Origin of the sequence: Kitasatospora sp. NPDC088548 (assembly GCF_044753005.1) — a bacterium.
GTDB lineage: Bacteria > Actinomycetota > Actinomycetes > Streptomycetales > Streptomycetaceae > Kitasatospora.
Map to the genome: position 1 here is coordinate 21895 of NZ_JBIVMI010000036.1, position 22535 is coordinate 44429.

The 22535-nt window shown below is 73.6% G+C and carries 16 protein-coding genes and 1 other RNA gene; 2 read left to right on the forward strand and 15 right to left on the reverse strand.

Going from position 1 to position 22535, the window contains the following annotated elements; all coding sequences use genetic code 11:
- Positions 1 to 396 precede the first annotated feature (396 nt).
- From ACIP82_RS33365 to ftsE, 7 genes are all read right to left on the reverse strand, one after another.
- Positions 397 to 1869, reverse strand: coding sequence for an NAD-dependent malic enzyme (locus tag ACIP82_RS33365; RefSeq protein ID WP_363611647.1), 1473 nt, complete (start codon positions 1867 to 1869; stop codon positions 397 to 399).
- A gap of 413 nt (positions 1870 to 2282) precedes the next feature.
- Complete coding sequence (locus tag ACIP82_RS33370; RefSeq protein ID WP_363611645.1) at positions 2283 to 4601, reverse strand: UvrD-helicase domain-containing protein; 2319 nt, start codon at positions 4599 to 4601, stop codon at positions 2283 to 2285.
- Positions 4602 to 4870: 269 nt separating this feature from the next.
- Positions 4871 to 5252, reverse strand: a transfer-messenger RNA (tmRNA) gene (ssrA, locus tag ACIP82_RS33375).
- Positions 5253 to 5348: 96 nt separating this feature from the next.
- A complete protein-coding gene (gene smpB / locus ACIP82_RS33380; RefSeq protein WP_363611643.1) occupies positions 5349 to 5825 on the reverse strand; it encodes an SsrA-binding protein SmpB in 477 nt (158 codons plus the stop codon).
- 45 nt (positions 5826 to 5870) lie between these two features.
- Positions 5871 to 7007: a S41 family peptidase gene (locus ACIP82_RS33385; protein ID WP_400658936.1), complete on the reverse strand. Its 1137-nt coding sequence runs from the start codon at positions 7005 to 7007 to the stop codon at positions 5871 to 5873.
- A gap of 124 nt (positions 7008 to 7131) precedes the next feature.
- On the reverse strand, positions 7132 to 8043 hold the full coding sequence (gene ftsX / locus ACIP82_RS33390) for a permease-like cell division protein FtsX (RefSeq protein WP_363611639.1): 912 nt from the start codon (positions 8041 to 8043) through the stop codon (positions 7132 to 7134).
- Positions 8044 to 8117: 74 nt separating this feature from the next.
- On the reverse strand, positions 8118 to 8807 hold the full coding sequence (gene ftsE / locus ACIP82_RS33395; RefSeq protein WP_030394280.1) for a cell division ATP-binding protein FtsE: 690 nt from the start codon (positions 8805 to 8807) through the stop codon (positions 8118 to 8120).
- 348 nt (positions 8808 to 9155) lie between these two features.
- Here ftsE and ACIP82_RS33400 point away from each other — a divergent pair, with 348 nt between their 5' ends.
- Positions 9156 to 9350 (forward strand): hypothetical protein, encoded by a 195-nt coding sequence (locus ACIP82_RS33400; RefSeq protein ID WP_363611637.1) that lies wholly within the window; start codon positions 9156 to 9158, stop codon positions 9348 to 9350.
- Positions 9351 to 9419: 69 nt separating this feature from the next.
- Here ACIP82_RS33400 and prfB read toward each other — a convergent pair whose 3' ends face one another.
- The 3 genes from prfB to ACIP82_RS33415 form a co-directional block, all read right to left on the reverse strand.
- The gene (gene prfB, locus ACIP82_RS33405) at positions 9420 to 10532 is read right to left on the reverse strand and encodes a peptide chain release factor 2 (RefSeq protein WP_363611635.1); all 1113 of its coding nucleotides are present in this window, start codon (positions 10530 to 10532) and stop codon (positions 9420 to 9422) included.
- 57 nt (positions 10533 to 10589) lie between these two features.
- A complete protein-coding gene (locus ACIP82_RS33410) occupies positions 10590 to 11849 on the reverse strand; it encodes a serine/threonine-protein kinase (RefSeq protein WP_400658940.1) in 1260 nt (419 codons plus the stop codon).
- A gap of 252 nt (positions 11850 to 12101) precedes the next feature.
- Positions 12102 to 14024, reverse strand: a complete 1923-nt coding sequence (locus ACIP82_RS33415; RefSeq protein WP_400658942.1) for a protein kinase — start codon at positions 14022 to 14024, stop codon at positions 12102 to 12104.
- A gap of 510 nt (positions 14025 to 14534) precedes the next feature.
- On the opposite strand from ACIP82_RS33415, the gene ACIP82_RS33420 reads away from it, so the two are divergent.
- Complete coding sequence (locus ACIP82_RS33420; protein WP_400658944.1) at positions 14535 to 17369, forward strand: FtsK/SpoIIIE domain-containing protein; 2835 nt, start codon at positions 14535 to 14537, stop codon at positions 17367 to 17369.
- Between the two features lie 52 nt (positions 17370 to 17421).
- Here ACIP82_RS33420 and ACIP82_RS33425 read toward each other — a convergent pair whose 3' ends face one another.
- The 5 genes from ACIP82_RS33425 to ACIP82_RS33445 all read right to left on the reverse strand — a co-directional run bounded on the left by ACIP82_RS33425 (position 17422) and on the right by ACIP82_RS33445 (position 22470).
- Positions 17422 to 18492 (reverse strand): CU044_5270 family protein, encoded by a 1071-nt coding sequence (locus ACIP82_RS33425; protein WP_400658946.1) that lies wholly within the window; start codon positions 18490 to 18492, stop codon positions 17422 to 17424.
- A complete protein-coding gene (locus ACIP82_RS33430) occupies positions 18489 to 19106 on the reverse strand; it encodes an RNA polymerase sigma factor (RefSeq protein ID WP_400658983.1) in 618 nt (205 codons plus the stop codon). The genes ACIP82_RS33425 and ACIP82_RS33430 overlap by 4 nt, the downstream gene beginning before the upstream one ends.
- Before the next feature lie 120 nt (positions 19107 to 19226).
- Entirely contained in the window at positions 19227 to 20021 is a 795-nt protein-coding gene (locus ACIP82_RS33435) for a hypothetical protein (protein ID WP_400658948.1), read from the reverse strand.
- Between the two features lie 428 nt (positions 20022 to 20449).
- Complete coding sequence (locus ACIP82_RS33440; RefSeq protein WP_363611621.1) at positions 20450 to 21340, reverse strand: enoyl-CoA hydratase/isomerase family protein; 891 nt, start codon at positions 21338 to 21340, stop codon at positions 20450 to 20452.
- Positions 21337 to 22470, reverse strand: coding sequence for a cytochrome P450 (locus tag ACIP82_RS33445; protein ID WP_400658985.1), 1134 nt, complete (start codon positions 22468 to 22470; stop codon positions 21337 to 21339). Before ACIP82_RS33445 ends, ACIP82_RS33440 begins: the two co-directional genes overlap by 4 nt.
- Positions 22471 to 22535 lie beyond the last annotated feature (65 nt).

Here is a 22535-nt window from a genome sequence, read left to right on the forward strand (position 1 = left end):
CGCAGGCCGGGTTCGTACCCCGTGCCGCGCGCCGGTGCCGTCGAAAAGGCCCGCCTGCCTGCCTGGATACGAATCCTGCCCCGACCTGCCCCGAGAAAGCCAATCGGGCCCCCGGCTTCACCGCCCGAACAACGCCCACCCGCCGGAGGTATGACGCTCCGTCGGCTCCGGCGGACCGGGCGCGGGCGGCGGTCGGGACGACGCGCCGGAAGACCAGGGGGACGTTCCGTACTTGTCGGACACGCCTGCCCCGTGCAGGGCTACCGTACGCCCTAGGCACGACAAGCCCAAACACGCCCCTCGCCCTTGTGTCGCAAGGGTTCGAGGCGGGCTTGGGTGGGTAAGGCCGCTAATCGGTCATTTGACCGATCCGCGACACCTCCGGCGCGCTCCCGGTCAGAGCTTGACGACCGGGAAGGACGCGGTGTCCAGCGTGCCGACGATGCCCGGGGTGGGACGGGACGGCGCCGGGTCCTCCTGGGCCCCGGCCAGCGCGGCGTCGCGCACGGCGGCGGCGACCGTCTTGGCGACGTCCTTGTGGAAGACGCTCGGGATGATGTAGTTGGCGTTGAGCTCGTCGTCCGCGACGGTGGTGGCCAGCGCCCGGGCGGCGGCGATCATCATCTCGGTGTTGACCGTCCGGCTCTGGGCGTCCAGCAGGCCGCGGAAGACGCCCGGGAAGACCAGCACGTTGTTGATCTGGTTCGGGAAGTCGCTGCGGCCGGTGGCGACCACGGCGGCGGTCTGCCGGGCGACCGCCGGGTCCACCTCCGGGTCCGGGTTGGCCAGCGCGAACACGATCGCGTCCGTCGCCATGGTGGCCAGGTCGTCGCCGTCCAGCACGTTCGGGGCCGAGACGCCGATGAACACGTCGGCGCCCGCCACGGCCTCCTTGAGGGTGCCGGTGCGGCCCGAGCGGTTGGTGTGCTCGGCGATCCAGCGCAGCGAGTCGTTGAGGTCGTCACGGCCCTGGTGGACCACGCCGTGCACGTCCGCCACGGTGGCGTGCTCGACGCCGGCCGCCAGCAGCAGCTTGAGGATCGCGGTACCGGCGGCGCCGGCGCCCGACATCACCACCCGGATGTCGCCGATCTCCTTGCCGACCACCTTGAGCGCGTTGGTGAGCGCCGCCAGCACCACGATCGCGGTACCGTGCTGGTCGTCGTGGAAGACCGGGATGTCCAGGGCCTCGCGCAGCCGGGCCTCGATCTCGAAGCAGCGCGGCGCGGAGATGTCCTCCAGGTTGATGCCGGCGAAGCCCGGGGCGATCGCCCTGACGATGGCCACGATCTCGTCGGTGTCCTGGGTGTCCAGGCAGATCGGCCAGGCGTCGATGCCGGCGAAGCGCTTGAACAGGGCCGCCTTGCCCTCCATCACCGGCAGCGCGGCCGCCGGGCCGATGTTGCCCAGGCCCAGCACCGCCGAGCCGTCCGTGACCACCGCGACGCTGTTGCGCTTGATGGTCAGGCGGCGGGCGTCCTCGGGGTTCTCGGCGATCGCCATGCAGACCCGGGCGACACCCGGGGTGTAGATCATGCTGAGGTCGTCACGGTTGCGGATCGGCAGCTTGGACGACATCTCGATCTTGCCGCCGAGGTGCATCAGGAAGGTACGGTCCGAGACCTTGCCGATCGACACGCCGTCGATCGCGCGGAGCTTCTCGACGATCTCCTCGCCGTGCGCGACCGAGGAGGCGGCCACCGTCACGTCGATCCGCAGGGCCTCCAGGCCGGAGGCCGTCACGTCGAGACCGGTGACCGATCCACCGGAGGACTCGACCGCCGTGGTGATCGCACTGACAGCACTGCCGCTGGCCGGGACCTCCAGCCGCACCGTGATCGAGTTGGAGACACTGGGCACCGTCGCCATCGACGTCCTTCTTCCGTCCACTGAGGGTGGCTGCGGGCCGAACGCAGTTCAACACGGTGTCGGGTTTCAACAAGATGTTGAATCGGCACGCAGCGCATGTTAGACCTCGATCGTCGCACCTGCCAGGGAGAAGTCAGAAATAACGTGCATTGAGTGTGCGGACCCGACAAGCGGACACCGGACCCGGCGGAACGCGCCGCGAGAAGACCGGCCGCTCTTCTTGCCCGTGGCGGCCGATGCGTTACATTGGACGGGACACCGGCTCGATCCAAGCCCCCGGGCCCAACCTTAGTCGCTTCGAGCGACCACTTGCCGCGAGGCGAGCATGGCGGGTCGGTGTCATCAACGTACGAGCGGGGCCCCCACCGGTGGTGGGGGCCCCGCTCGTTGAGCGGCCGTCAGGGCAGGCCGGCTCAGTCGTGCAGCAGCGCGGGCACGCCCGCCGCGTCCGGCAGGTCGTCCGGGCCGGAGAGCACGGTCAGCCGCTGGGTCGCCCGGGTCAGCGCCACGTAGAGCACCCGCAGGCCGGCCTCCGACTCGCCGGCGATCCCGGTCGGGTCGGCCACCACCGTCGCGTCGTACTCCAGACCCTTGGCCTCCAGACTGCCCAGCGCCACCGCGCGGCCGCCCAGCCCCTCGATCCACCCGGCCGCCTCGGCCCGGCGGTCCATCGGCACGACGACGGCCACGGTGCCGTCGACCTCGGCGAGCAGCCGCTCCAGCTCGGCCCGGGCCGCCGCCCCGAAGGCCTCCGGGGACGGGTCGGTGACCGCCGCGAAGCGCGGCTCGACCCCGACCTCGCGCACCGCGCTCGGCGAGGGCGTCCCGGGCGCCGCCAGCGCCAGCACCTTGGCCGCCACCTCGGCGATCTCGGCCGGGTTGCGGTAGTTCACGGTCAGCGTGTACCGGCGGCGCGGCTTGCCGGACAGCACCTCGTCCAGCGCGGACTGCGCCTCCTGCGGGAACGGCCACGAGGACTGCGCCGGATCCCCGACGATCGTCCAGGTGGCCGTCCGGGCCCGGCGGCCGATCATGCGCCACTGCATCGGGGTGAGGTCCTGGGCCTCGTCCACGATGATGTGCGCGTACTCGGTCCGCTCGACCGGCACGCGCTCGCGCTGGCGGGAGTTGCGGTCGGCGAAGGTGGTGACCTCGTCCAGGCCGCTCAGCAGGTCCACCGCGTCCACCTCACGGACCTTCGGGCGGGCCGCCTCGCCGAGCAGCACCCGGAGCTCGTCCACCAGCGCCACGTCGTGCGCGGACAGCGCGCCCTCGCCGCGGTCCGAGAGGTGCCGCCAGGACGCGGCCAGCACCTTCGCCTCCTCCGGGGTCACGGCGCGGCGGGCGGTCCGGTTGATGTGCCGGGGCTGCCGGAGCGTGCCGAGCACCCGGCGCGGGGTCAGCGCGGGCCACCAGGCGTCCAGGAAGTCCAGGAACGGCGCCTCGTCCGAGACGTAGTCGTCGAACGACTCCTTCTCCTCCTGGCGCTGCTCGCGCGCGTAGTGGTCGGCGGGCCTGGGCAGGTGGCGGGTGGCCTCCTGCCAGAGCGCGTCCAGCAGCAGCCGGCGGGCGCGCGGGCGCAGCAGGTTCAGCGGGGTGCCGCCGGAGCCGATGACGTTCCCGCGCACCCCCTTGAGCCGGCCCGCGTCCAGCCGCAGCACCTCGCCGCGGGCGACCACCTTCAGCTCCTGCGGCGCGCCCAGCTCCAGCGCGGCCCGGGCGGCCCGGCGCAGCAGCTGCGTCATCCGGGCCGAGCCCTTGACCCGGGCCGCCTCCGGGGTGTCGTAGGTGTCCGCCTCGATGCCGTCCACCAGCGAGCCGACCGCGCGGATGGCGACCTGGCCCTCCTCGCCGAGCGAGGGCAGCACGCCCTCGGTGTACGAGACCAGCAGCGGCGTCGGGCTGACCACCAGGATGCCCCCGGCGTAGCGGCGGCGGTCCTGGTAGAGCAGGAAGGCGGCGCGGTGCAGGGCGACGGCGGTCTTGCCGGTGCCGGGGCCGCCGGTGACCAGGGTGGCACCGGCCGCGGCGGCGCGGATCACCTCGTCCTGTTCCTTCTGGATGGACGAGACGATGTCGCGCATCGAGTGGCTGCGGGCCCGGCCCAGCGAGGCCATCAGCGCGCCGTCGCCGACCACCGCCAGCTCGTGGCCGTCCAGGGTGGGGGTGAGGTCGGGGCGCAGCAGGTCGTCCTCGACGCCGATCACCTTGCGGCCCTTGGAGCGGATCACCCGGCGGCGGATGACCCGGCCGGGCTCCAGGGGGGTGGAGCGGTAGAACGGCGCGGCGGCGGGAGCCCGCCAGTCGATCACCAGCGGGCCGTACTCGGCGTCCAGCACGCCGAGCCGGCCGATGTGCAGGGTCTCGGCGACGGCCGGGTCGGCCGGGTCGAAGGGGGTGTTGGAGGGGATGCCGTGTTCCTCCGGGGCGTCGGGCCGCTGGAGGTCGATCCGGCCGAAGAGGAAGTCCTCGAACTCGTTGTTGAGCCGCTGGAGGTGGGCGCCGGCCCGGTAGACCTGGGCGTCGCGCTCGGCGAGCGCGCCGGGGGTGCCGACGTGGACCCGCTTGGCGGCGTCCTCCAGGATGTACTCGGCTTCGGCGAGCTTCTCCTCCAGGCGGTGGTAGACGGTGTCGAGGTGGCGCTGTTCGCCGGCGATCTCGCGTTCGCGGATGGTGTCCCCATCGGTGGCGGCGCCGGTGGTGGCGGTGGCGGTGTCCGTGTTGCTCTGCATGGCCTCGGTGGTTGCGGCGGAGTACTGGGTTGAGCCGTGCGCGCCCAAGAAGCCCCCTGACGTACGTCCTGCGGTGGGTGGATCCGGCTCGGAGAAATGAGCGGACGGAAAATCCTACGCCGCCGACCCTTGTCCGCGCTGCACCGCCTGCCGCGGCGCCGGCGGGCAGGGCGTCGGGTGGGGTACTGGTGGGGCGCCGACGGACGGGCCGGGCACGACGAAGGCCGCCCTCCGGCTGGAGGGCGGCCTTCATGGTGTCAAACATGGGGTGGTGGAGATGCCGGGAATCGAACCCGGGTCCAGTGGAGTGGATTCAGGACTTCTCCGAGCGCAGTCCGCTGTGATTTTCTCGGCCCTGGCGGTCACGCGGACAAGCCGCCAACAGGCCCAGCTGCTGTTTGATTTCCCATCCGCCCTCGCAGCCCGGGCGGACGGTTGAGTTCCCTAGATTATGCCAGGGTCCGGGTCGGGAACTCCCCGGTCTGACACCCAAGCGCTATCGGTGCTTATTAGGCAGCGAGAGCGAACTGCTGGGAATCGCGCTTAGTGTTGGCGATTATTTTTTTGCGACAGATGGTTAACGAGATCATTGCCGCGTTCCTCGGCTCGCTTCTCCTGTTTCGACATCCCCTGTCGAAACCGATCATCCCCATGTTTTGTTGAGAAACAGCTCGGCGGGCGGTGACCCGACCCGTACCGTGTTGCTGGCGCCATAGTACGCGAGACGACCAGCGGGGGTCCAGCGGATTAACCCTGGCGTCGCCGGGCCGCCGCCACCGCGCGGGCCGTCTCGCGGGTGTCCTGCTTCTCGCGCAGCGTCTGCCGCTTGTCGTACAGCTTCTTGCCGACGGCGAGCGCGAGTTCGAGCTTCACCCGGCCGTCCTTGAAGTAGAGCGAGAGCGGGATCAGGGTGTGGCCGGCGTCCCGCACCTTGGCCTCGATCTTGTGGATCTCCAGCTTGTGCAGCAGCAGCTTGCGCTTGCGCCGTGCCGCGTGGTTGGTCCACGTCCCCTGGGTGTACTCGGGGATGAAGACGTTGTCGATCCACGCCTCGTGGTTCTGGACGTAGGCGTAGCCGTCGACCAGGTTGGCCCGACCCTCGCGCAGTGATTTGACCTCGGTGCCGGTGAGCACGAGACCGCACTCGTAGGTGTCGAGGATGGTGTACTCGTGTCGCGCCTTCTTGTTCTGCGCGATCAGCTTCTGTCCGGTTTCCTTTGCCATAACGCCGATTATTCTCGCATCCCGACCCGGTGTCGGGCAGCCCCTTTACGTCCGCGTCCCCAGACCCGCCAGCACCCGCAGGGCCAGCGCGCCGGCGTCCTCGGAGCCGGCCGCGGGCACGTCGGGGGTCAGGCCGGTGCCGTCCGGGGAGCGGCCCGCCGGGGTGTAGTAGCGGCCGACGGTCAGTTCCAGCACCGCGCCGTCGGCGAGCCGGCTGGGCTGCTGGACGGTGCCCTTGCCGAAGGTGCGCCCGCCCACCACCACCGCCCGGCTGCGGTCCTGGAGGGCGCCGGTGAGCAGTTCGGCGGCGCTCATCGTGCCGCCGTCCACCAGCACCACCAGCGGGGTGCGCTGGTCGCCGCCGGGCGGCGCGGTCAGTTCGCGGGTCCCGCCGCGCTCCTGGTAGGAGCCGACCGGGCCGCCGTCGAGGAAGACGGCGGCGGTGCCGGCGGCCTCCTCGACCAGGCCGCCGGAGTTCCCGCGCAGGTCGAGCACCACCCCGGCGTGCGCGGTGCGCACCGCGGCGCGCACCTGTTCGGCCACCCCGCTGGTGAAGGCCCGTACGGTGATCCGGACGACGCCCTTGTCCAACCGCTCCACCGTGACCTGCTGGGTGTCCAGCAGGGCCCGGCGCAGCCGCAGTTCGCGGACCTCGCCGTCGCCGCGCCGGACGGCGAGGGTGACCTCCGAGCCGGCCTGGCGCTCGCCCTCGCGCCCGCGCAGCCGGGCGACCACCTCGGTGACCGGCAGCCGGTCGGCCGGGTCGGCGTCGATCCGCAGCAGCCGGTCGCCGGGGGCGATCCCGGCCGCGGCGGCCGGGCCGGCCGGCTGCACCTGGGAGACGACGGTGACGCCGTCCTGACCGCGGCCGACCGAGAGGCCCACCCCGAGGTAGCGGCCGTCCAGGCCCTGGCTGAACTCGGCGTACTCCTGCGCGCTGTAATAGGCGCCCCAGCGGTCGCCGTTGACGCCGATCAGATGCTCGGCCTGCTGCTCGGAGAGGGTCGTGCCGGCCGGGTCCTGGCCGGTCGCGAAGCCCGCCCCGGCCGGGGCGGCTGCCGGGCGGTGCGGCGGCGCGCCCGGGTCGCCCCAGGCACCGGTGGCGGCCCCGGCCAGCAGCACGGCGCCGAACACCAGGCTGAGGGTGACCGCCTGACGTGCCCTTCGCGGAGTTTCTGGCATGGCATCGGAGTCTAGACACCGCGCGGAGCCCGCCGTACCGGAACGGCTGACGGTGAAACGGCGGCGGCCCCGGACGGCGCGGTGCCGTCCGGGGCCGCCGGGAGGCCGGCCGGTGGGAGCCGGGTCAGACCTTCAGGTACTTGCGCAGCGTGAAGAACGCCGCGATACCGGCCATGCCCATACCGACCACGACCAGCAGCGGTATCACCGCCAGCACCGAGCTCAGGCCGATGAAGTGGATGAACTGCACCCGGTCGGCCAGCCAGCTGTGGACGAAGAAGTGCCCGCCGAGCAGCAGTCCGGAGGCCATCACGGCGCCGAGCAGGGCGGCGAACGCGGCCTCGGCGATGAACGGCATCTGGACGTAGAAGTTCGAGGCACCGACCAGGCGCATGATGCCGGTCTCACGCCTGCGGCTGAACGCCGACACCCGGACGGTGTTGACGATCAGCAACAGGGCGACGAAGAGCATCAGCACCATGATGACGAAGGCCGCCGTCTGGAGGCCGTTGAGCAGCCCGAAGAGGTTCTCCAGGATCTTCCGCTGGTCCTCGACCGACTTGACGCCGGGCTTGCCGGCGAAGGCGCTCTGGATGACGTCGTACTTGGTCGGGTCCTTGAGCTTCACCCGCCAGGACTGCGGGATGGCCTCCGGGCCGAGGACGGAGATGAGCGGGTTGTCCGGGTTCATCTCCTTCCAGTGCTTGTACGCCTCCGCGGAGTTCTCGAAGGTCGCCGACTGGACCACCGAATCCATCTTGTCCAGCTGGGTCTTGATGTCGGCGACCTGCTGGTCGGTGGCCGCGCCCTTGTCGCACTGCGGCGAGTTGCGGGCGTCCGACTTGGTACAGAAGTAGATGCTCACCTCGACCTTGTCGTACCAGTACCCCTTCATGGAGTTCACCTGGTCACGGACCAGGAGCGAGGCACCGGCGAGGGCGAGGGAGAGCGCGACACTGACGACGACCGCGATGGTCATCGTCAGGTTGCGGCGGAGACCCACACCGATCTCCGACAGGACGAACTGGGCGCGCATGCGTGTAACAACTCCAGGGTCGGGACCGGTCCGGCAGCGTGGGCCGGCGGCCTACGGAAATCAGTGCTGGTGAATCAGTGCTGGTATCCGTAGACGCCGCGGGCCTGGTCGCGGACCAGCAGCCCCTTGTCGAGCTCGATGACGCGCTTGCGCATCTGGTCGACGATGGCCTGGTCGTGGGTGGCCATCAGCACCGTGGTGCCGGTGCGGTTGATCCGGTCGAGCAGCTTCATGATGCCGACCGAGTTCTGCGGGTCGAGGTTACCGGTGGGCTCGTCCGCGATCAGCAGCATCGGGCGGTTCACGAACGCCCGGGCGATGGCCACACGCTGCTGCTCGCCACCGGAGAGCTCGCCCGGCATGCGGTCCTCCTTGCCGCCGAGGCCGACCAGGTCCAGCACCTCGGGCACCACCTTGCCGATGGCGCTCTTGGGCTTGCCGATCACCTCGAGCGCGAAGGCCACGTTCTGCGCGACCGTCTTGTTCGGCAGCAGGCGGAAGTCCTGGAAGACGGTGCCCAGCTGGCGGCGCATGTGCGGCACCTTCCAGTTGGACAGCTTGCCCAGGTCCTTGCCCAGCACGTGCACCTCACCGGTGCTGGGGCGCTCCTCGCGCAGGCACAGGCGCAGGAAGGTGGACTTGCCCGAGCCGGACGAGCCGACCAGGAAGACGAACTCGCCCTTCTCGATCTCCAGCGAGACGTTGTCCAGGGCGGGACGATTCTGCTTGGGATAGGTCTTGGAGACGTTGTCGAATCTGATCACGGCTGCATCACGGAGGCCATCCTAGGCGGCGCCAGTCCTCGGTCGGTCCACCCCGGGCGCCCGGCCCTGGGGCGGCGGAAGGAGCGGAAGAGGCCGCTCCCGGCTTGGGACCATACGCGAAGCGGCACCCGGCTCGCAGGACCGGCCGGTGACAGTCGGCGAAAGTTGGGGGACAATGTCCGCTTATGCCCCGAAAATTGCGAGGCATCTCACAGCCCGGGGGCCGGAACCCGCAGAACCTGGCAGAGTGGAGAGAGCGGCCGGGGTCGGCCGCTCCCCCGCACAGGGCAACCAGAGGAACCAAAGCCCCGTCCGGTGCGTTGGCTGTAGCAGCGAGGAGGAGATCGCATGACCTGCGACCATCTGGTGTGCGCCAACTGCAACGGCCGCGTGAGCGAGGGCCGCTGCCCGGTGTGCCGCGCCAACCGGGCCCGCCTGCAGGAGCAGCAGGGTCCGTTCGCCGCGCTCTCCCCCGCCCTGCTGCTGGCCCTGCTGGCCGGACTGCTCGCGGTGGCGCTGATCGCCCGGCAGGCACTGGCCTGATTCCCGGCTCCCGAACGTCACGAAGAAGGCCCCGACGGAGAACCGTCGGGGCCTTCTTCGTGTCACCGCTTACTGCGCGGCGGTCTCCCGCTGCTTGCGCCACCGGATGCCGGCCTCGATGAAGCCGTCGATGTCACCGTCCAGCACGCCCTGCGGGTTGCCGACCTCGTACTCGGTGCGGACGTCCTTCACCATCTGGTACGGGTGCAGCACGTAGGAGCGCATCTGGTTGCCCCAGGAGCTGCCGCTGTCCTTGAGCGCGTCCATCGCGGCCCGCTCCTCCTGACGGCGCCGCTCCAGCAGCTTGGCCTGGAGGACGTTCATCGCGGACGCCTTGTTCTGGATCTGCGAGCGCTCGTTCTGGCAGGAGACCACCACACCGGTCGGGATGTGCGTGATGCGCACCGCCGAGTCGGTGGTGTTGACGCCCTGGCCACCCGGGCCGGAGGCGCGGTAGACGTCGATGCGCAGCTCGGACTCGTCGATGTCGACGTGGTCGGACTGCTCGACGACGGGGAGCACCTCGACCCCGGCGAAGGAGGTCTGCCGGCGGCCCTGGTTGTCGAACGGCGAGATGCGGACCAGGCGGTGGGTGCCCTGCTCGACCGAGAGGGTGCCGTAGGCGTACGGCGCCTTGACGGTGAAGGTCGCGGACTTGATGCCGGCCTCCTCCGCGTACGAGGTGTCGTACACCTCGGTGGGGTAGTTGTGCCGCTCGGCCCAGCGCAGGTACATGCGCATCAGCTGCTCGGCGAAGTCGGCGGCGTCCACGCCACCGGCCTCGGCCCGGATGTTGATCAGCGCCTCACGGGCGTCGTACTCGCCGGACAGGAGGGTGCGGACCTCCAGCTCCTCGACCGCCTTCTTGACGGCCGTGAGCTCGTTCTCGGCCTCCACGCGGGTGTCCGCGTCGTCCTCGGCCTCGGCGAGCTCGAACAGGACGCCGAGGTCCTCGACCCGGCTGCGCAGGCTCTGCACCCGGCGCAGTTCGCCCTGGAGGAAGGAGAGCCGGCTGGTCACCTTCTGCGCGTTCGCGACGTCGTCCCACAGGTCGGGGGCGGCTGCCTCCTCCTCCAGACGCGCGATGTCGGCCCGGATCTTGTCCAGGTCGAGGACGGCCTCGATCGACCCCATGGTCGTCTCGAGGTTCTTGAGCTCTTCGGAAGGATCGACGGCTGCCACGCACCCAGGGTAATGGTTCCGGGGGGGCATCCGGCGACACCGGGGGCCTTCGGCCCTTTACGGGGCCCTCGGTGCGCTGGTGACGGCACCCGGACGGGGCGGGTTCCCGGCGTCCGGGACGTCCGCCGCGAAGGCCGTCCAGGCCGCGGCGGCGCCCGCCAGGAGCAGGACCACGGCCAGCAGGACGGCCAGCACCCGGCGGCGGCGCAGCAGCGCCTGGCGGTCCCGTCGGTGGCCGGTGCCCGGGGCGGTGCGCTGGGCACGGGACTCGGCCGCGTAGGAGGCCAGCTCGTGGGCGGAGGGGCGGCGCAGGCTGGTGTGGGTGTCGCGGGTGGAGTCGGGGGCGGCGCCGGGCACCAGCGGGACGGCCGGGCCGCGGCGGCGCTTGTGGGTGCCCGGGGCGGCGTCCACCTCGGCGTACACGGCCTCGCCGGGGGTCAGCGGCTCCTCGGCCGGGGTGCGGCCCTGCGCGGGCACGGCCAGCACCGGCAGGCCGGTGAGCGCGGGCAGCTGCTCGCGCAGCCGCTCGGCCAGCTCGGCGGCGCGCAGCCGGGAGGCCGGGGCCTTGGCCAGGCACTCGGCGATGATCCGCCAGAGGCCGTCCGGCAGACCGGGCACCGGCGGCACCTGCTCGGTGACGTGCCGGCGCAGCACCGCGCCGGTGTGGCCGCCGCCGAACGGTGTGAAGCCGGCCAGCAGCTCGTACAGCACGGTGGCGAGGGCGTAGATGTCGACGGCGGCCCGCGGCTCCAGGCCCTCGATGATCTCCGGGGCGAGGTAGTCGGGGGTGCCGATGATCCGGGTGGCGCGGGTCCGGCGCGGGGCGTCGACCAGGCGGGCCACGCCGAAGTCGGTGAGCTTGGCGCGCGGGGCGCCGCCGGGGCCGGGGGCGGCGGCGAGGTCGAGCAGGACGTTCTCGGGCTTGACGTCGCGGTGGACGATGCCGGCCGCGTGCGCGGCGGCCAGGCCGTCGGCCACGTCGGCGATGATCGAGACGGCGGTCTGCGGGGCGAGCGCGCCGTCGCGCTCCAGCCGGGAGCGCAGGTCGGTGCCCTGGACGAGTTCCATGACGAGGGCGAGGTCGCTGCCGTCGACGACCATGTCGCGCACGCCGACCACCCGGGGGTGGTCGAGGCTGGTCAGCGCGGCGCGTTCCTGGACGAAGCGGCCGACCAGTATCTGGTCGGCGGCCAGGTCCTCGCGCAGCAGCTTGACCGCGACCGGGCCGTCCGGCCCCTCGCCGAGCCAGACCGTCCCGGCCGAGCCCCGGCCGATCACCTGGTGGACGGTGTACCGGCTGCCGATCTTGCGTGCCAATGCTGCTCCGTGGGCGGCGGGAGCGCGCCGGGGGTCCGGTGCGCTCGGTGGGGCGGGACAACAGCGACCAACCTACGCGCCCGAACACCCTTCCCGGGTCGCCTGAGGGCGCCGGACAGGCAGCGGCGGGCGAGAAATCTTGTGAATTGTCGACAAAGCGTCAATGTTGCCGCCGGGGCGGGGTGTTCGACCGGGCGGCCGGGCCCGGCGCGGTCCCGCAGCCGCGTCCGGCGCCCCGGCGCCCGTCCCCGGTCAGTTCTTCGAACTGCCGACCAGGTTGCCCACCCAGTCGCTCGCGCCGCTGAACCAGTCCTGGACGTTGGTCCAGTACTGCGGCAGCGGCGTGAAGTTCCACAGCGCCACCGCCGCGACGGCCAGCACCAGCAGCACCATCAGGCAGCCCTTGAAGCAGCCGAGGCCCGGGATGTACATCCGGTTGCGGCTGCGCGGACGCGGCTCGCGGGCGGGCGCGGGCTCCCGGCGGGCCGGCTCGCGCGGCGGCGCCTCCCGGCGCTGCGGGGGCTCACGGCGCTGCGGGGGCTCGCGGTGCTGGGGCGCCGGCGGCTCGGCCCGGCGCGGGACGGCCGGCGGGGCCGGCTGCGGGTAGCCGCCCTGCGGGCCGGCCGGGGGCTGCCCGGGGCGGCCCGGCCCCTGGCCGTACCCCTGCGGGGCCTGCTGGTGGCCGTGCGGGGGCTGGTTGTAGCCACCGGGCGGCTGCGGGCGGCCGCCACCGGGCGCCTGGTACGGCGGCGGGGCCACCGGCGGGCGCTGGGCGTAGCCGGGCGGCGGCGGCGGGCCCTGGCGGCGCGGGTCCTGCCCGTAGCCGGGCGGGGGCGGCTGCTGCTGGTAGCCCTGCGGACGGCCGGGCCCGCCGGCCTGGTACGGCGGCGGGGCCACCGGCGGGGCCTCGAACTCCGCCGGGTCGAAGTAACCGACCTCGGTCTGCTGGTTGCGGTCGCGCGCGGCGCGCAGCTGGGTCTGCCACGGGTGCGGCGCCTCGGGCTGCGGCGGGCCGGGCGGGACCGGCGGACCGGCGGTCGGCGGCATCACCTGGGTGCGGTCCGCGGCGCCGTACGGGGCGGCGGGCGGCGGCTGGGTGCCCATGAGGCGGGTCGCGGCCGCCGGGTCGTACTGCTGGCCGGGCGGGCCGGCCGGCAGCACCTGGGTCCGGTCCTCGGCGCCGGGCAGGCCGGCCATCGGGCCACCGGGGCCGGTGGGACCGCCGAGGCCTCCGGGGGCCGCCGTCGGCACCGCGGCCGGCTGCGGGTCCGGCAGCAGCAGCGCGCCGACCGCGAGCGCGGCGTCCACCGCGGCCGGGGAGGCGTGCACGCCGACGCCCGCCGCGACCACCCGCAGCGCGCGGGCCAGCGAGACCGCGCCCGGCCGCTGCGCCGGGTCCTTGCGCAGACAGCGCTCGATCACCGTCCAGAGCGGCTCGGGCAGGTTGGCCGGGCGCTGCGGCTCCTGGGCGAGGTGCGCCTGGAGGACCGCCAGCGGGCCGTCGCCCTGGAACGGCTGCCGACCGGTGACCAGCTCGTACAGCATGATCCCGGCGCCGTAGACGTCCACCGCGGAGGTCTGCGGACGGCCCTCGGCGGACTCCGGCGCGACGTACGCCGGCGTGCCGACGAACTCGTGGGTGCGGGTGATGCCCGGGGAGTCGGCGAGCCGGGCGATGCCGAAGTCGGTCAGCATCGGGTGCATCTGCTCGGTGCCGTCCACGACCGTGGAGGCGAGCAGCACGTTGGCGGGCTTGAGGTCGCGGTGGACCACGCCGTCGGCGTGGCTGGCCGCCAGCGCGTCGGCCACCTGGGCCATCAGCAGGGCGCCGGCGATCGGGCTGAACGGGCCGTTGCCGCGCAGGTAGCGGGCCAGGTCGGGGCCGTCGATCAGGTCCATCACCAGGGCCAGCAGCTCGCCCTCGACGACCAGGTCGCGGACCTTGACGATATTGGGGTGGGTCAGCCGCAGCAGCAGCGAGCGCTCGCGCAGGAAGCGCATCACCACGTCCGGGTCGGCCGCCAGCTCCTCGCGCAGCACCTTGATCGCCACCGACTGCCCGGGCTCACTGCCGGGCACCGCGACATCCGCGCGCACCCGGCCCCGCCAGACGGTGCCGGTGGCCCCCCGTCCGAGGGTCTCCTCAAGCAGATACTTGCTGCCGACTGGCCGCACCTGTCGCACTCCTCGCCGTGCCGCCCGCGCGGGGCGCTCCTCCGCCGGTGCGGTGAGCCTGCCGGGCCCGTGTCCGGGCCACTCTAACGGTGTCCGTTCACGTTTCTGAGGCGACCGGCGAGGGCATCCGGGCGGCCCTGGGGGTCATCCCCTAGGGGATGACACCGGGTGCCCCTCAGACCTCCTCCCCGCGGTACGGACGGGCCTCGCCGAGGCCTTCCCCCGGGTACTCGCCGGGGTTCCTCCCCGGGTACCCGCCGGGGTTCCTCCCGAGGTCGGGGCGGACGGCCGCCCCCGGGGCGGTTGACCTGACCCTCCGTCGCCTCCACCATGGCGATGATCGCAAGATCGTCAAATCCGGTACCGTGCGCGGACTGTCCGTGACGGATGGCAGGATGACACTCGCCACTCTTGTGGCCCAAGGGTCGTCGCGACTGCCCCGGCAGCCTCCGCGGTGGCACGAGGCAGCGGTACCAAGCGTCACACCAGCAGAAGGGACCCGCGGGCGAGATGCAGATCCGGCTGACCGTCCTCCGACCGCGCAGCGGCCCGGCCGCCGCCGGCTCCGCCATCCCCTACGTGGACGTGCTGGTCACCGCGCCCGTCGGCACCGCGCTCGGCTCGCTCGCGGGCGCCCTCGCGGGCGCCGTGGGCGTGCGCGGCCCACGGGCCGCCACCCATGTGCACCTGTACGCCGGGGCGCACCGGGTCGACGAGCACACCCTGCTCGGCCACCCCCCGCTGCTCGACGGCGCCGTCCTCAGCCTCAACGAGCCCGACCCGACCGCCGACGACCCCGACGACGGGCCCGCCGCCGCCGAGCTGCGGGTCGTCGGCGGCCCCGACGCCGGCGGCGTGCACCGCCTGCACGGCCGGGAGATCCGGGTCGGCCGCTCCGGCGAGGCCGACGTCCCGCTCGACGACCCGGACGTCTCCCGGCTGCACCTCGCCCTGCACCTCACCGACGACGGCCGGGTCACCGTCCGCGACCTCGGCTCCACCAACGGCACCGCCCTGGACGGCCGGCTCGTGCCGCCCGGCCCGCCCGAGGAGGCCGTCCCGCTCGACGGCGGCGCCCTGCTGCGGATCGGCGAGTCCACCCTCCAGATCACCGTGCCGGATCTCGGGGACGCCTCAGGGGCGCCCGCCCGCGCGGCGCTCCCCGACGGCCACGGCCACCTCCAGCTCGCCGCGCCCGCCCCGGTCAGGCACGCCCCGCCCGTGTTCGAGCCGCCCGCCGCCCCGGAGCCCGCCGCCGGCCGCACCAGGGGCCTGCTCTCGCTGCGCCTCGGCCGCACCGTCGAACCGCCCGGCCAGGAGAGCGCCGAGCGCCACCACGCCGCCGTCCGCGTCCGGCAGGCCGCCGCCCAGCGCGAACGCTGGCCCGACCTCGCCACCGTGCTGCTCAACGCGCTCGGTCCCGGCCCCCGCCTCTGGGAGCGCGGCCCCGGCCACCCCGACGCGCTCACCCTGCGCCTGGGCACCGCCGACCGGCCCGGCGGGGCGGGCACCTCGCCCGGCACCATGCTGCCCGCCGTCCCCGTCACCCTCGACCTCCAGACCGCCGGCAGCCTCGGCCTCAGCGGCCCGCGCGAGCGCCTCGAAGCCCTCACCAGGGCCGTCGTCGCCCAGCTCGCCGCGCTGCACCCGCCCACCGGCCTCAGCCTGGTCGTGGTCGACGCCGACCCCGCCCGGCCCGCGCAGGACCGCGTCGACACCTGGGCCTGGGCCCTCTGGCTGCCCCACCTGCGCCCCGCCGACGGCCAGGACTGCCGGCTGCTGCTCGGCCTCGACGACGACCAGGCCACCGCCCGCCTCACCGAACTCACCGCCCGCCTCACCGGCCCGACCGGCCTCGGCGGACACCCCGCCACCGTGGTCGTGGTCGACGGCCGCCCGGCCACCGCGGCCGCCCGCCAGGCGCTCGACCTGCTGCTGCGCCAGGGCCCCGCCGTCGGCATCTTCCCGATCTGCCTCGCCGAGCAGCCCGAGCTGCTGCCGCGCGGCCTCGGCGCCACCGCCCTGATCACCGGCGAGGTCGGCACCCAGCTCTCCATCGACCGGCCGGTCGCCCGCGGCCGCGAGACCCTGCACGAGGTCTCGCTGGACGCCGTCTCCGACGCCTGGGCCGAGCGGCTGGCCCGGGTCCTCGCCCCGCTGCGCGAGGCCGTGCCCGCCGCCCGCGGGCCACTGCCCGACGCGCTGCGCCTGCTCGACCTGCTCCAGCTCGACACCGTCACCCCCGCCAAGCTCTCCGCCCGCTGGGACGCCCACGCCGGAGGCATCGGCGCGGCCGTCGCACTGCTCGGCACCACCCGTGACGAGCTCTGCACCCTCGACCTCGCCGACCCCGAGCTCACTGTCCCCTCCCCCGACCCGGGCGGCCCGCACCTGCTCATCGGCGGCGCCCGGGGCAGCGGCAAGACGGAACTGCTGCGGACCCTGGTCGCCTCGCTGGCGGTCTCCGAGCGGCCCGAGCGGCTCACCGTGACGATCGTCGAGGGCCGGGCGGCCGAGGGCGACGGCGGTCTGGACGGCTGCACCGAACTGCCGCACGTCACCGGCCGGGTCAACGCCGCCGACGAACCCCGGCAGGCACTGCTCACCGCGGAGGCCCTGCAGGACGAACTGGCGCTGCGCGAGCGGCTCTTCGACGGGCTGGACTTCGCCTCCTGGCAGGCGGCCCGCATTCTCGACGGGGAGCAGGGCCTGGACGCGGACCGGCCCGAGGTGCCGGTGCCCGCCGCGGTCGGAGCGGGCGGACACCCCAGCGCCCCCAGGGTCGTCCAGCCGCGCAGCGGCGACACCCCCCGGCCGGCCGCCGCCCCGGCCGGACCGGCCCCCGCCCGGCTGGTCGTGGTGGTGGACGACTACGACGCCCTGCTCGCCCCCACCTCACCCGCCGGCCGCCCGCTCGCCCGCGCCCTGGCCGCCATCGCCCGGCGCGGCGGCCCGCTCGGCATCCACCTCGCCGTCACCACCGGCCGCCCCGAGGAGAGCGCCGGCACCGAGGTCGACGAGGCCGCCCTGCTCCGGATCGCCCTGCGCACGGACGACCCCGCCGACTCCGACCTGCTCATCCATCTCGGCGACGCCGCCGCCCTCGGCGAGGACACCCCCGGCCGCGGCTACCTCCGGCTGCCCGACGGCGGCGTCACCGCCTTCCAGACCGCCCGGATCAGCGGCCGGATCCCCCGCACCGCGACCCTGCGCCCCACCGTCGTCGCCATCGACCCGCTCCAGCTCGGCGCCCCGCCGGCCCGCCGCCCGGTCCGCGAACTGGGCAACGGCCCGACCGACCTCGCCCTGCTGGCCAGCGCCCTCCAGCGGGCGGCCGGGCGCTGAAACGGCTGTGGGGCCCGCTTCCACCGGGCCCCACAGCGCTCTGCCGGGCCCGCTACGGCCGGTCGCCCACCTGGTCGACCACCGCCCGGCCGAGGATCGTTGTCTGTCCGGTGACCTCCCCCTTCCTCCAGGAGCCGTCGTCCTTGACCGCCACCGTGCGCTCACCAAGGAACTCGAAGCTGCTCCGGTCGAAGATCCACTGCGTCTCGACCACCCCCCCGGAGTCCAGCCGAGCGACCGCGACACCCTGCCGACCGACCGCGTCGGTCACCTCGTCCACCACGGTGACCCCGGGGATCCGCGCGGCGGCCCGGTAGAGGGCCGCCCGCACCGGCGACGGCACCAGCTGCTCGCGCAGGATGTCACCGATGGTGGCGAAGGCCTCCTGGTCCGGGCCCGGCCCCTGCCCCTTGGTGTCCGCCTTGAGCTTCGCCAGCAGCTGGTCCGGGTCGGTCGGCAGCGCGGCGGCGTAGGCGTAGCCGCTCGGTCCGGTGTTGCCTGGCGTCGGCTCCAGCCAGCCACCGCCCAGCGGGTGCGGCGCGGGCTCGTCCGGCCGCGCGTGCGGGTCCTTCAGGTCCTGCCCGGTGGGCCGCCGCTGGCCGTCCATGACCAGCAGGCCCCAGCGGCTGCCGTCGACGGAGCGCCAGATCTCCCGGTTCTGCGGCGTGCCCTTCGTCGCCTCGCCGGTCGCCTCGTCGGTCGAGGGGTACGTCTGGACGCTCTTCACATAGACGAACTGGTCCCCTCTCGGGGTGGTGTCCTGCGCCCGGTCCGCCGCGTCCGCCGCCTGGTTCAGCAGCCGTACCGCCGCGACCGGCGCCGCGTTCAGCGGGGCGGACCCGGCCGACGGCTGGGCCTGCGGTGCCTGCGTTGCCTGCGGTGCCTGCGATCGGTCCGGTCCACTGGCGGAGCCCCCGCCGGTCAGCACCAGCGCCAGCGCCAGGCCGCCCGCCAGGGCGGGCACGACCACCCGGCCGGGCCGGCCGCGCCGCACGCGGACCGGTTGTTCCCGCAGCTCGCTCATCAGATGTCCCCTCAACAGCCGGTGGCGGTCGGCGGAGAGCTCGGGCCGCGCGGGCGGCGGCAGCAGCCGGACCAGCTCGACGCGTTCGTCCTCGTTCATCGGTTCGTCTCCCGTATCGACCGGGCCACGTCAGCGCGGCCACCCGGTACCTGTCCGCCACCCGCATCGGGTTCCCGCCCACCGCACAGTTCCTCGTCCGCCAGCGCGCGCAGCCTGACGCGGGCGCGCGAGAGCCGCGAACGCACCGTGCCGACCGGCACCCCCAGCGCCTCCGCGGCGCTCACGTAGTCCAGCCCCGCCCAGACGCAGAGCGTGAAGACGTCCCGCTCCGCCTTCCGGAGCCTGCGCAGCGCCCGCTTCGCCGCCGCGAGCTGCGCGCCGTCGTCGAGTCGGCCCACCAACTCGTCGGCGAAGTCCGGCACCACCTCCCGGGCCGGCATCCGCGCCAACGCCTCACGGTGCCGCCGGGCCGCCCGGGCGGTGTTGCGCAGCACGTTCGCCGTGATCCCGAACAGCCAGGGCCGGACCGGGCCGCCTTCCTCGCGCAGGGTGCCGCGCAGCCGCCACGCTTCCAGGAACGTCAACTGGACGACGTCCTCGGCCACCGCCCAGTCCCCCGACACCCGCACCGCGTACCGGTACAGGTCCCCCGCCGCCTCGTCGAACACCTCCCTGAAAGCCCACTGGTCCCCACTTCGCAACCGACCCCGCAGTGACAGCTCCACACTCCCACCTGTCCGCACCGGCCCGGGGGTTCCCGAAGGCACGGTGCCAGACAGAAACGGTTCTGCCCCGGCCGAGGCCGGGGCAGAACCGCTTTCCCGCTCGGCCGCTCAGGAGCAGTACGCGCTCCGGTTGACCAGCGACATGCCGCCGACCTTCTCCCCCTCGACGGTGAACTCGTACTTCCAGCCCTTGGCTGCCTGGGCACCCTCGGCCGGCATCTCGTACCTGCCGGTCTTTCCCAGCTCCAGGCCCTTGTCGCCGTACACCCGCTTGAGGTCGTCCAGCGTCGAGCCGGCCCCGAGCCCCTCGGCGGTTCGGGCCTCTGCCGGGGCGGCCAGCTCGCGCAGACCGTCCAGGCCGAACTGCACCCGGCCGGTGGTCAGGAACGCCTTGTCCCGGGTCGCCTTCGCCGCCTTCAGCTCGTCAGCGGCCTTGCTCAGCTGGTCGAGCGTCGTCTGAGCGGCCTTCATCCGCTCGACCTGGGCCACCATCCGGTCGGCGCGCTCCTTGAGCTGCTCCACGGACGCGTTGGGCGGCAGCGGCTCCACCGTACCCACGGCGCGCTTCGCCGCCCGCTCATTGGCGTCCGCTTCCGCGAACCTCGCCTGGACGGCCGCCTCGGCCGCCAACCGGGCCTGGTCCGGCGCCGGGCCGCCCTTGAACGCGAAGTCGGTGCAGCCGTTGAGCAGCGACACCGGTGCCGTCTCCAGCGCGCCGGTCGCCAGCGCCACGTCCTTCGCCATCCCGAGGGCCAGGCCCCGGTAGCCCCCGGCGCCGAACACCTCCGGGACGGCCGTGGTGGTGGGCGCGGCCTTCGCCGCCGCCTTGTTCTCGTTTCCGTCGGAGTCGCAGGCCGCCGCCCCCGTGACGACCAGCGCCACGGACAGTACGGTTCCCGCCATGCGCCTGGTGCGCGTCTTCCCCAAGGTGATCTTCCCCCCTCTTTCCGCAGGCCACCGTACCGAACCCGGGCGGCCGGCCTCCACCGGGTTCACGCATACGAACGGGCCGTGCCGACAAGGCGTCAGTTCGCTGAACCACTGCCCAACCCACCCTCGTTCGCCCGCCCAAGGCGCGCCCCCGGCCACCGCCGGCCGGGGGCGCGCGAAACGAAGCCGTGGCGCGTCAGCAGCCTCCGGACAACTCCCCGGCACGGCCCCCGCGGCCAACGCCGACCAGGCGTCGGCGGTGAAGGGTTCGGTCTCCTCCGCCCGATACGCCCGAGGGCGGGGCCGCGGTGGTCACCACGGCCCCGCCCTCGTCCGTCACCACGCGAGTGGTCGGTCTCCGCTCGCACAAGGACGCGGAGCGAAGCGGAAGCGACGGTGGGTCAGGCGGTCGGGGGCGCGGTGGCGAGCCCGCGGGTGTAGTGCGCGGCGGCGAGGACCGAGGCCATCAGCTCGGCGTCGAGGACGGAGGTGTCGGCCAGCCGGGTCGCCGCCGCATGGGAGTTGAGCAGGGTCTTGGTGACCCGCAGGGCGGCTTCGGGGCGGCGCGCGATGGGCCTGGCCCACTCGGCCACGGCCTGGTCCAGGTCCTGCTCGGGGACGACCCGCTGCAGGATGGAGAGGCCGTGGGCCTCCGCGGCACCGACCGGGCGGCCGGTGAAGATGATCTCGCGGGCGCGGGCCGCGCCGACCTCGTGGAGGAGCCGGGGCAGCAGACCGCCCCAGGCGACGGGCAGGCCGAGGGCGAGTTCGGGCAGCCGGAAGCCGGCGGTGTCGGCACCGACCCGCAGATCGCAGGCGAGGGCCAGGGCGAAGCCGGCGCCGATCGCCCGGCCCTGGACCCGCGCGATGGTGACGGCGGGGCTGTTGGTGATGGCCTCGCAGACCCGGCGGGCCTTGCTGCCGTAGCTCCGGATGCCGCCGCCGGTGGGGTCCTCGCCGAGGGTGGCGCCGAGCTCTTCGCGGTCGCCGCCGAGGCAGAAGTCCGGGCCGGCGCCGGACAGGACGACGACGCGTACCGCCGGGTCCGGTGCGGCGAGGAGGGCGAGGAGTTCGTCCAGCATGGCCGAGGTGACGGCGTTTCCGGTCTCGGGGCTGTCCAGCTCGACGTACAGCACCGGCCCCTGGAGTTCGGCGCGGACCGTACGGGGCGCCACCGGGACGGGGGCGGCACCGGGCTGCGGATACCAGGCCCCGAACGCCGGAGGGTGCGAGGGGTACGGGGGGTGCTGCGTGTACGGGGGGTGCTGAGCCGCGTGCGGAGAAACGTTCATGCGGCAACTCTCAGGGACGTCACCCGATGGAAGACCATCCGGGGCGCGTACTCGGGAGGGCTCACCGCCCGCAGGGTCGGGAAGCGCTCCAGCAACTGGCCGAGCAGGGTGCGCGCCTCCAGCCTGGCCAGACCCGCGCCGAGGCAGTAGTGGGCGCCGCCGCCGAAGGCGATGTGGGAGCCCTTGCGGAGGATGTCGAAGGTGTGCGGGTCCGGGTTGCGGCGCGGATCGTGGTTGGCCGCGCCGTACATCACGTGGACCATGGTGTCCTTGGGGACGAGCACCCCGGACAGCACGGTGTCCGCGCCCGCGACGCGGCTGTTGAGGCGGATCGGCGGATCGTAGCGCAGCGCCTCCTCGATCGCGTCGTCGATGTGCTCCGGCCGGGCCCGCAGCCAGTCCCACGAACCGGGGGACCGGAGCAGCGACCACACCAGCGAGGAGAGCAGCGTCGCCGTGGTCTCCAGTGAGGCGATGGTGACGAACATGGTGAGCTGGTAGATGATCCGGTCGGTGGCCTCGCGGTCGGACTCCAGCGCGTCCCAGGTGCGGATCCAGCCGGAGATCACGTCGTCGCCCGGGTTGTCGCGGCGCTCCCGGACGAGGCCGTTGAAGTACCGGCGCAGCTGGAGGGTCGCCGCCTCGGAGATCGCCAGCTGGCTCTTGGTGGGCAGGAGTTCCTGGGCGTGCACCTGGTTGTGGGTCATCTCCAGGATGTGCGCGTAGTCCTCCGGCGCGATGTCCAGCCAGCGCCCGACGGTGTTGATCGGCAGCCGCTCGCTGACCACGGCGGCCAGGTCCGCCTCACCGTCCACACGTATTCGCTCGGCCAGGCGGTCGAGCAACCCGGCGACGTCGGCCTCGATGTGCGGCGCCATGGCCTGGATGGTCTGCCGGTCGAAGAGGTTCCCGAGGCTGTGCCGCTGCCGGGTGTGGTCGGGGGCGTTGAGCCGGGAGAGGGTCCCGCTCATCTCCTGGGTGGCGACGGCGTGCCAGCGCTCGCTGTCGGTCTGCCGCTCCTGCCAGGCGAAGTCGGGGACGAGCCAGGTCCTGCCGCGCAGGACCTGGTTGCACGCGTCGTAGCCGGTGACGAGGTACCCGCCCCAGGGCGCCGGGACGAGATCGCCCATCGCCCGCAGCTCGTCGTAGACCGGGACCGGGCAGGCGAGCCCCTCGGCCGACCGCAGCCGCCGCA

Bases quoted from the DNA above. Each gene is read 5' to 3' on its own strand.
- ACIP82_RS33365 (WP_363611647.1), bottom strand. From the start codon at position 1,869: ATGGCGACGGTGCCCAGTGTCTCCAACTCGATCACGGTGCGGCTGGAG.
- ACIP82_RS33370 (WP_363611645.1), bottom strand. From the start codon at position 4,601: ATGCAGAGCAACACGGACACCGCCACCGCCACCACCGGCGCCGCCACC.
- smpB (WP_363611643.1), bottom strand. From the start codon at position 5,825: ATGGCAAAGGAAACCGGACAGAAGCTGATCGCGCAGAACAAGAAGGCG.
- ACIP82_RS33385 (WP_400658936.1), bottom strand. From the start codon at position 7,007: ATGCCAGAAACTCCGCGAAGGGCACGTCAGGCGGTCACCCTCAGCCTG.
- ftsX (WP_363611639.1), bottom strand. From the start codon at position 8,043: ATGCGCGCCCAGTTCGTCCTGTCGGAGATCGGTGTGGGTCTCCGCCGC.
- ACIP82_RS33400 (WP_363611637.1), top strand. From the start codon at position 9,156: ATGACCTGCGACCATCTGGTGTGCGCCAACTGCAACGGCCGCGTGAGC.
- ACIP82_RS33420 (WP_400658944.1), top strand. From the start codon at position 14,535: ATGCAGATCCGGCTGACCGTCCTCCGACCGCGCAGCGGCCCGGCCGCC.
- ACIP82_RS33425 (WP_400658946.1), bottom strand. From the start codon at position 18,492: ATGAACGAGGACGAACGCGTCGAGCTGGTCCGGCTGCTGCCGCCGCCC.
- ACIP82_RS33435 (WP_400658948.1), bottom strand. From the start codon at position 20,021: ATGGCGGGAACCGTACTGTCCGTGGCGCTGGTCGTCACGGGGGCGGCG.
- ACIP82_RS33440 (WP_363611621.1), bottom strand. From the start codon at position 21,340: ATGAACGTTTCTCCGCACGCGGCTCAGCACCCCCCGTACACGCAGCAC.
- ACIP82_RS33445 (WP_400658985.1), bottom strand. From the start codon at position 22,470: ATGGGCGATCTCGTCCCGGCGCCCTGGGGCGGGTACCTCGTCACCGGC.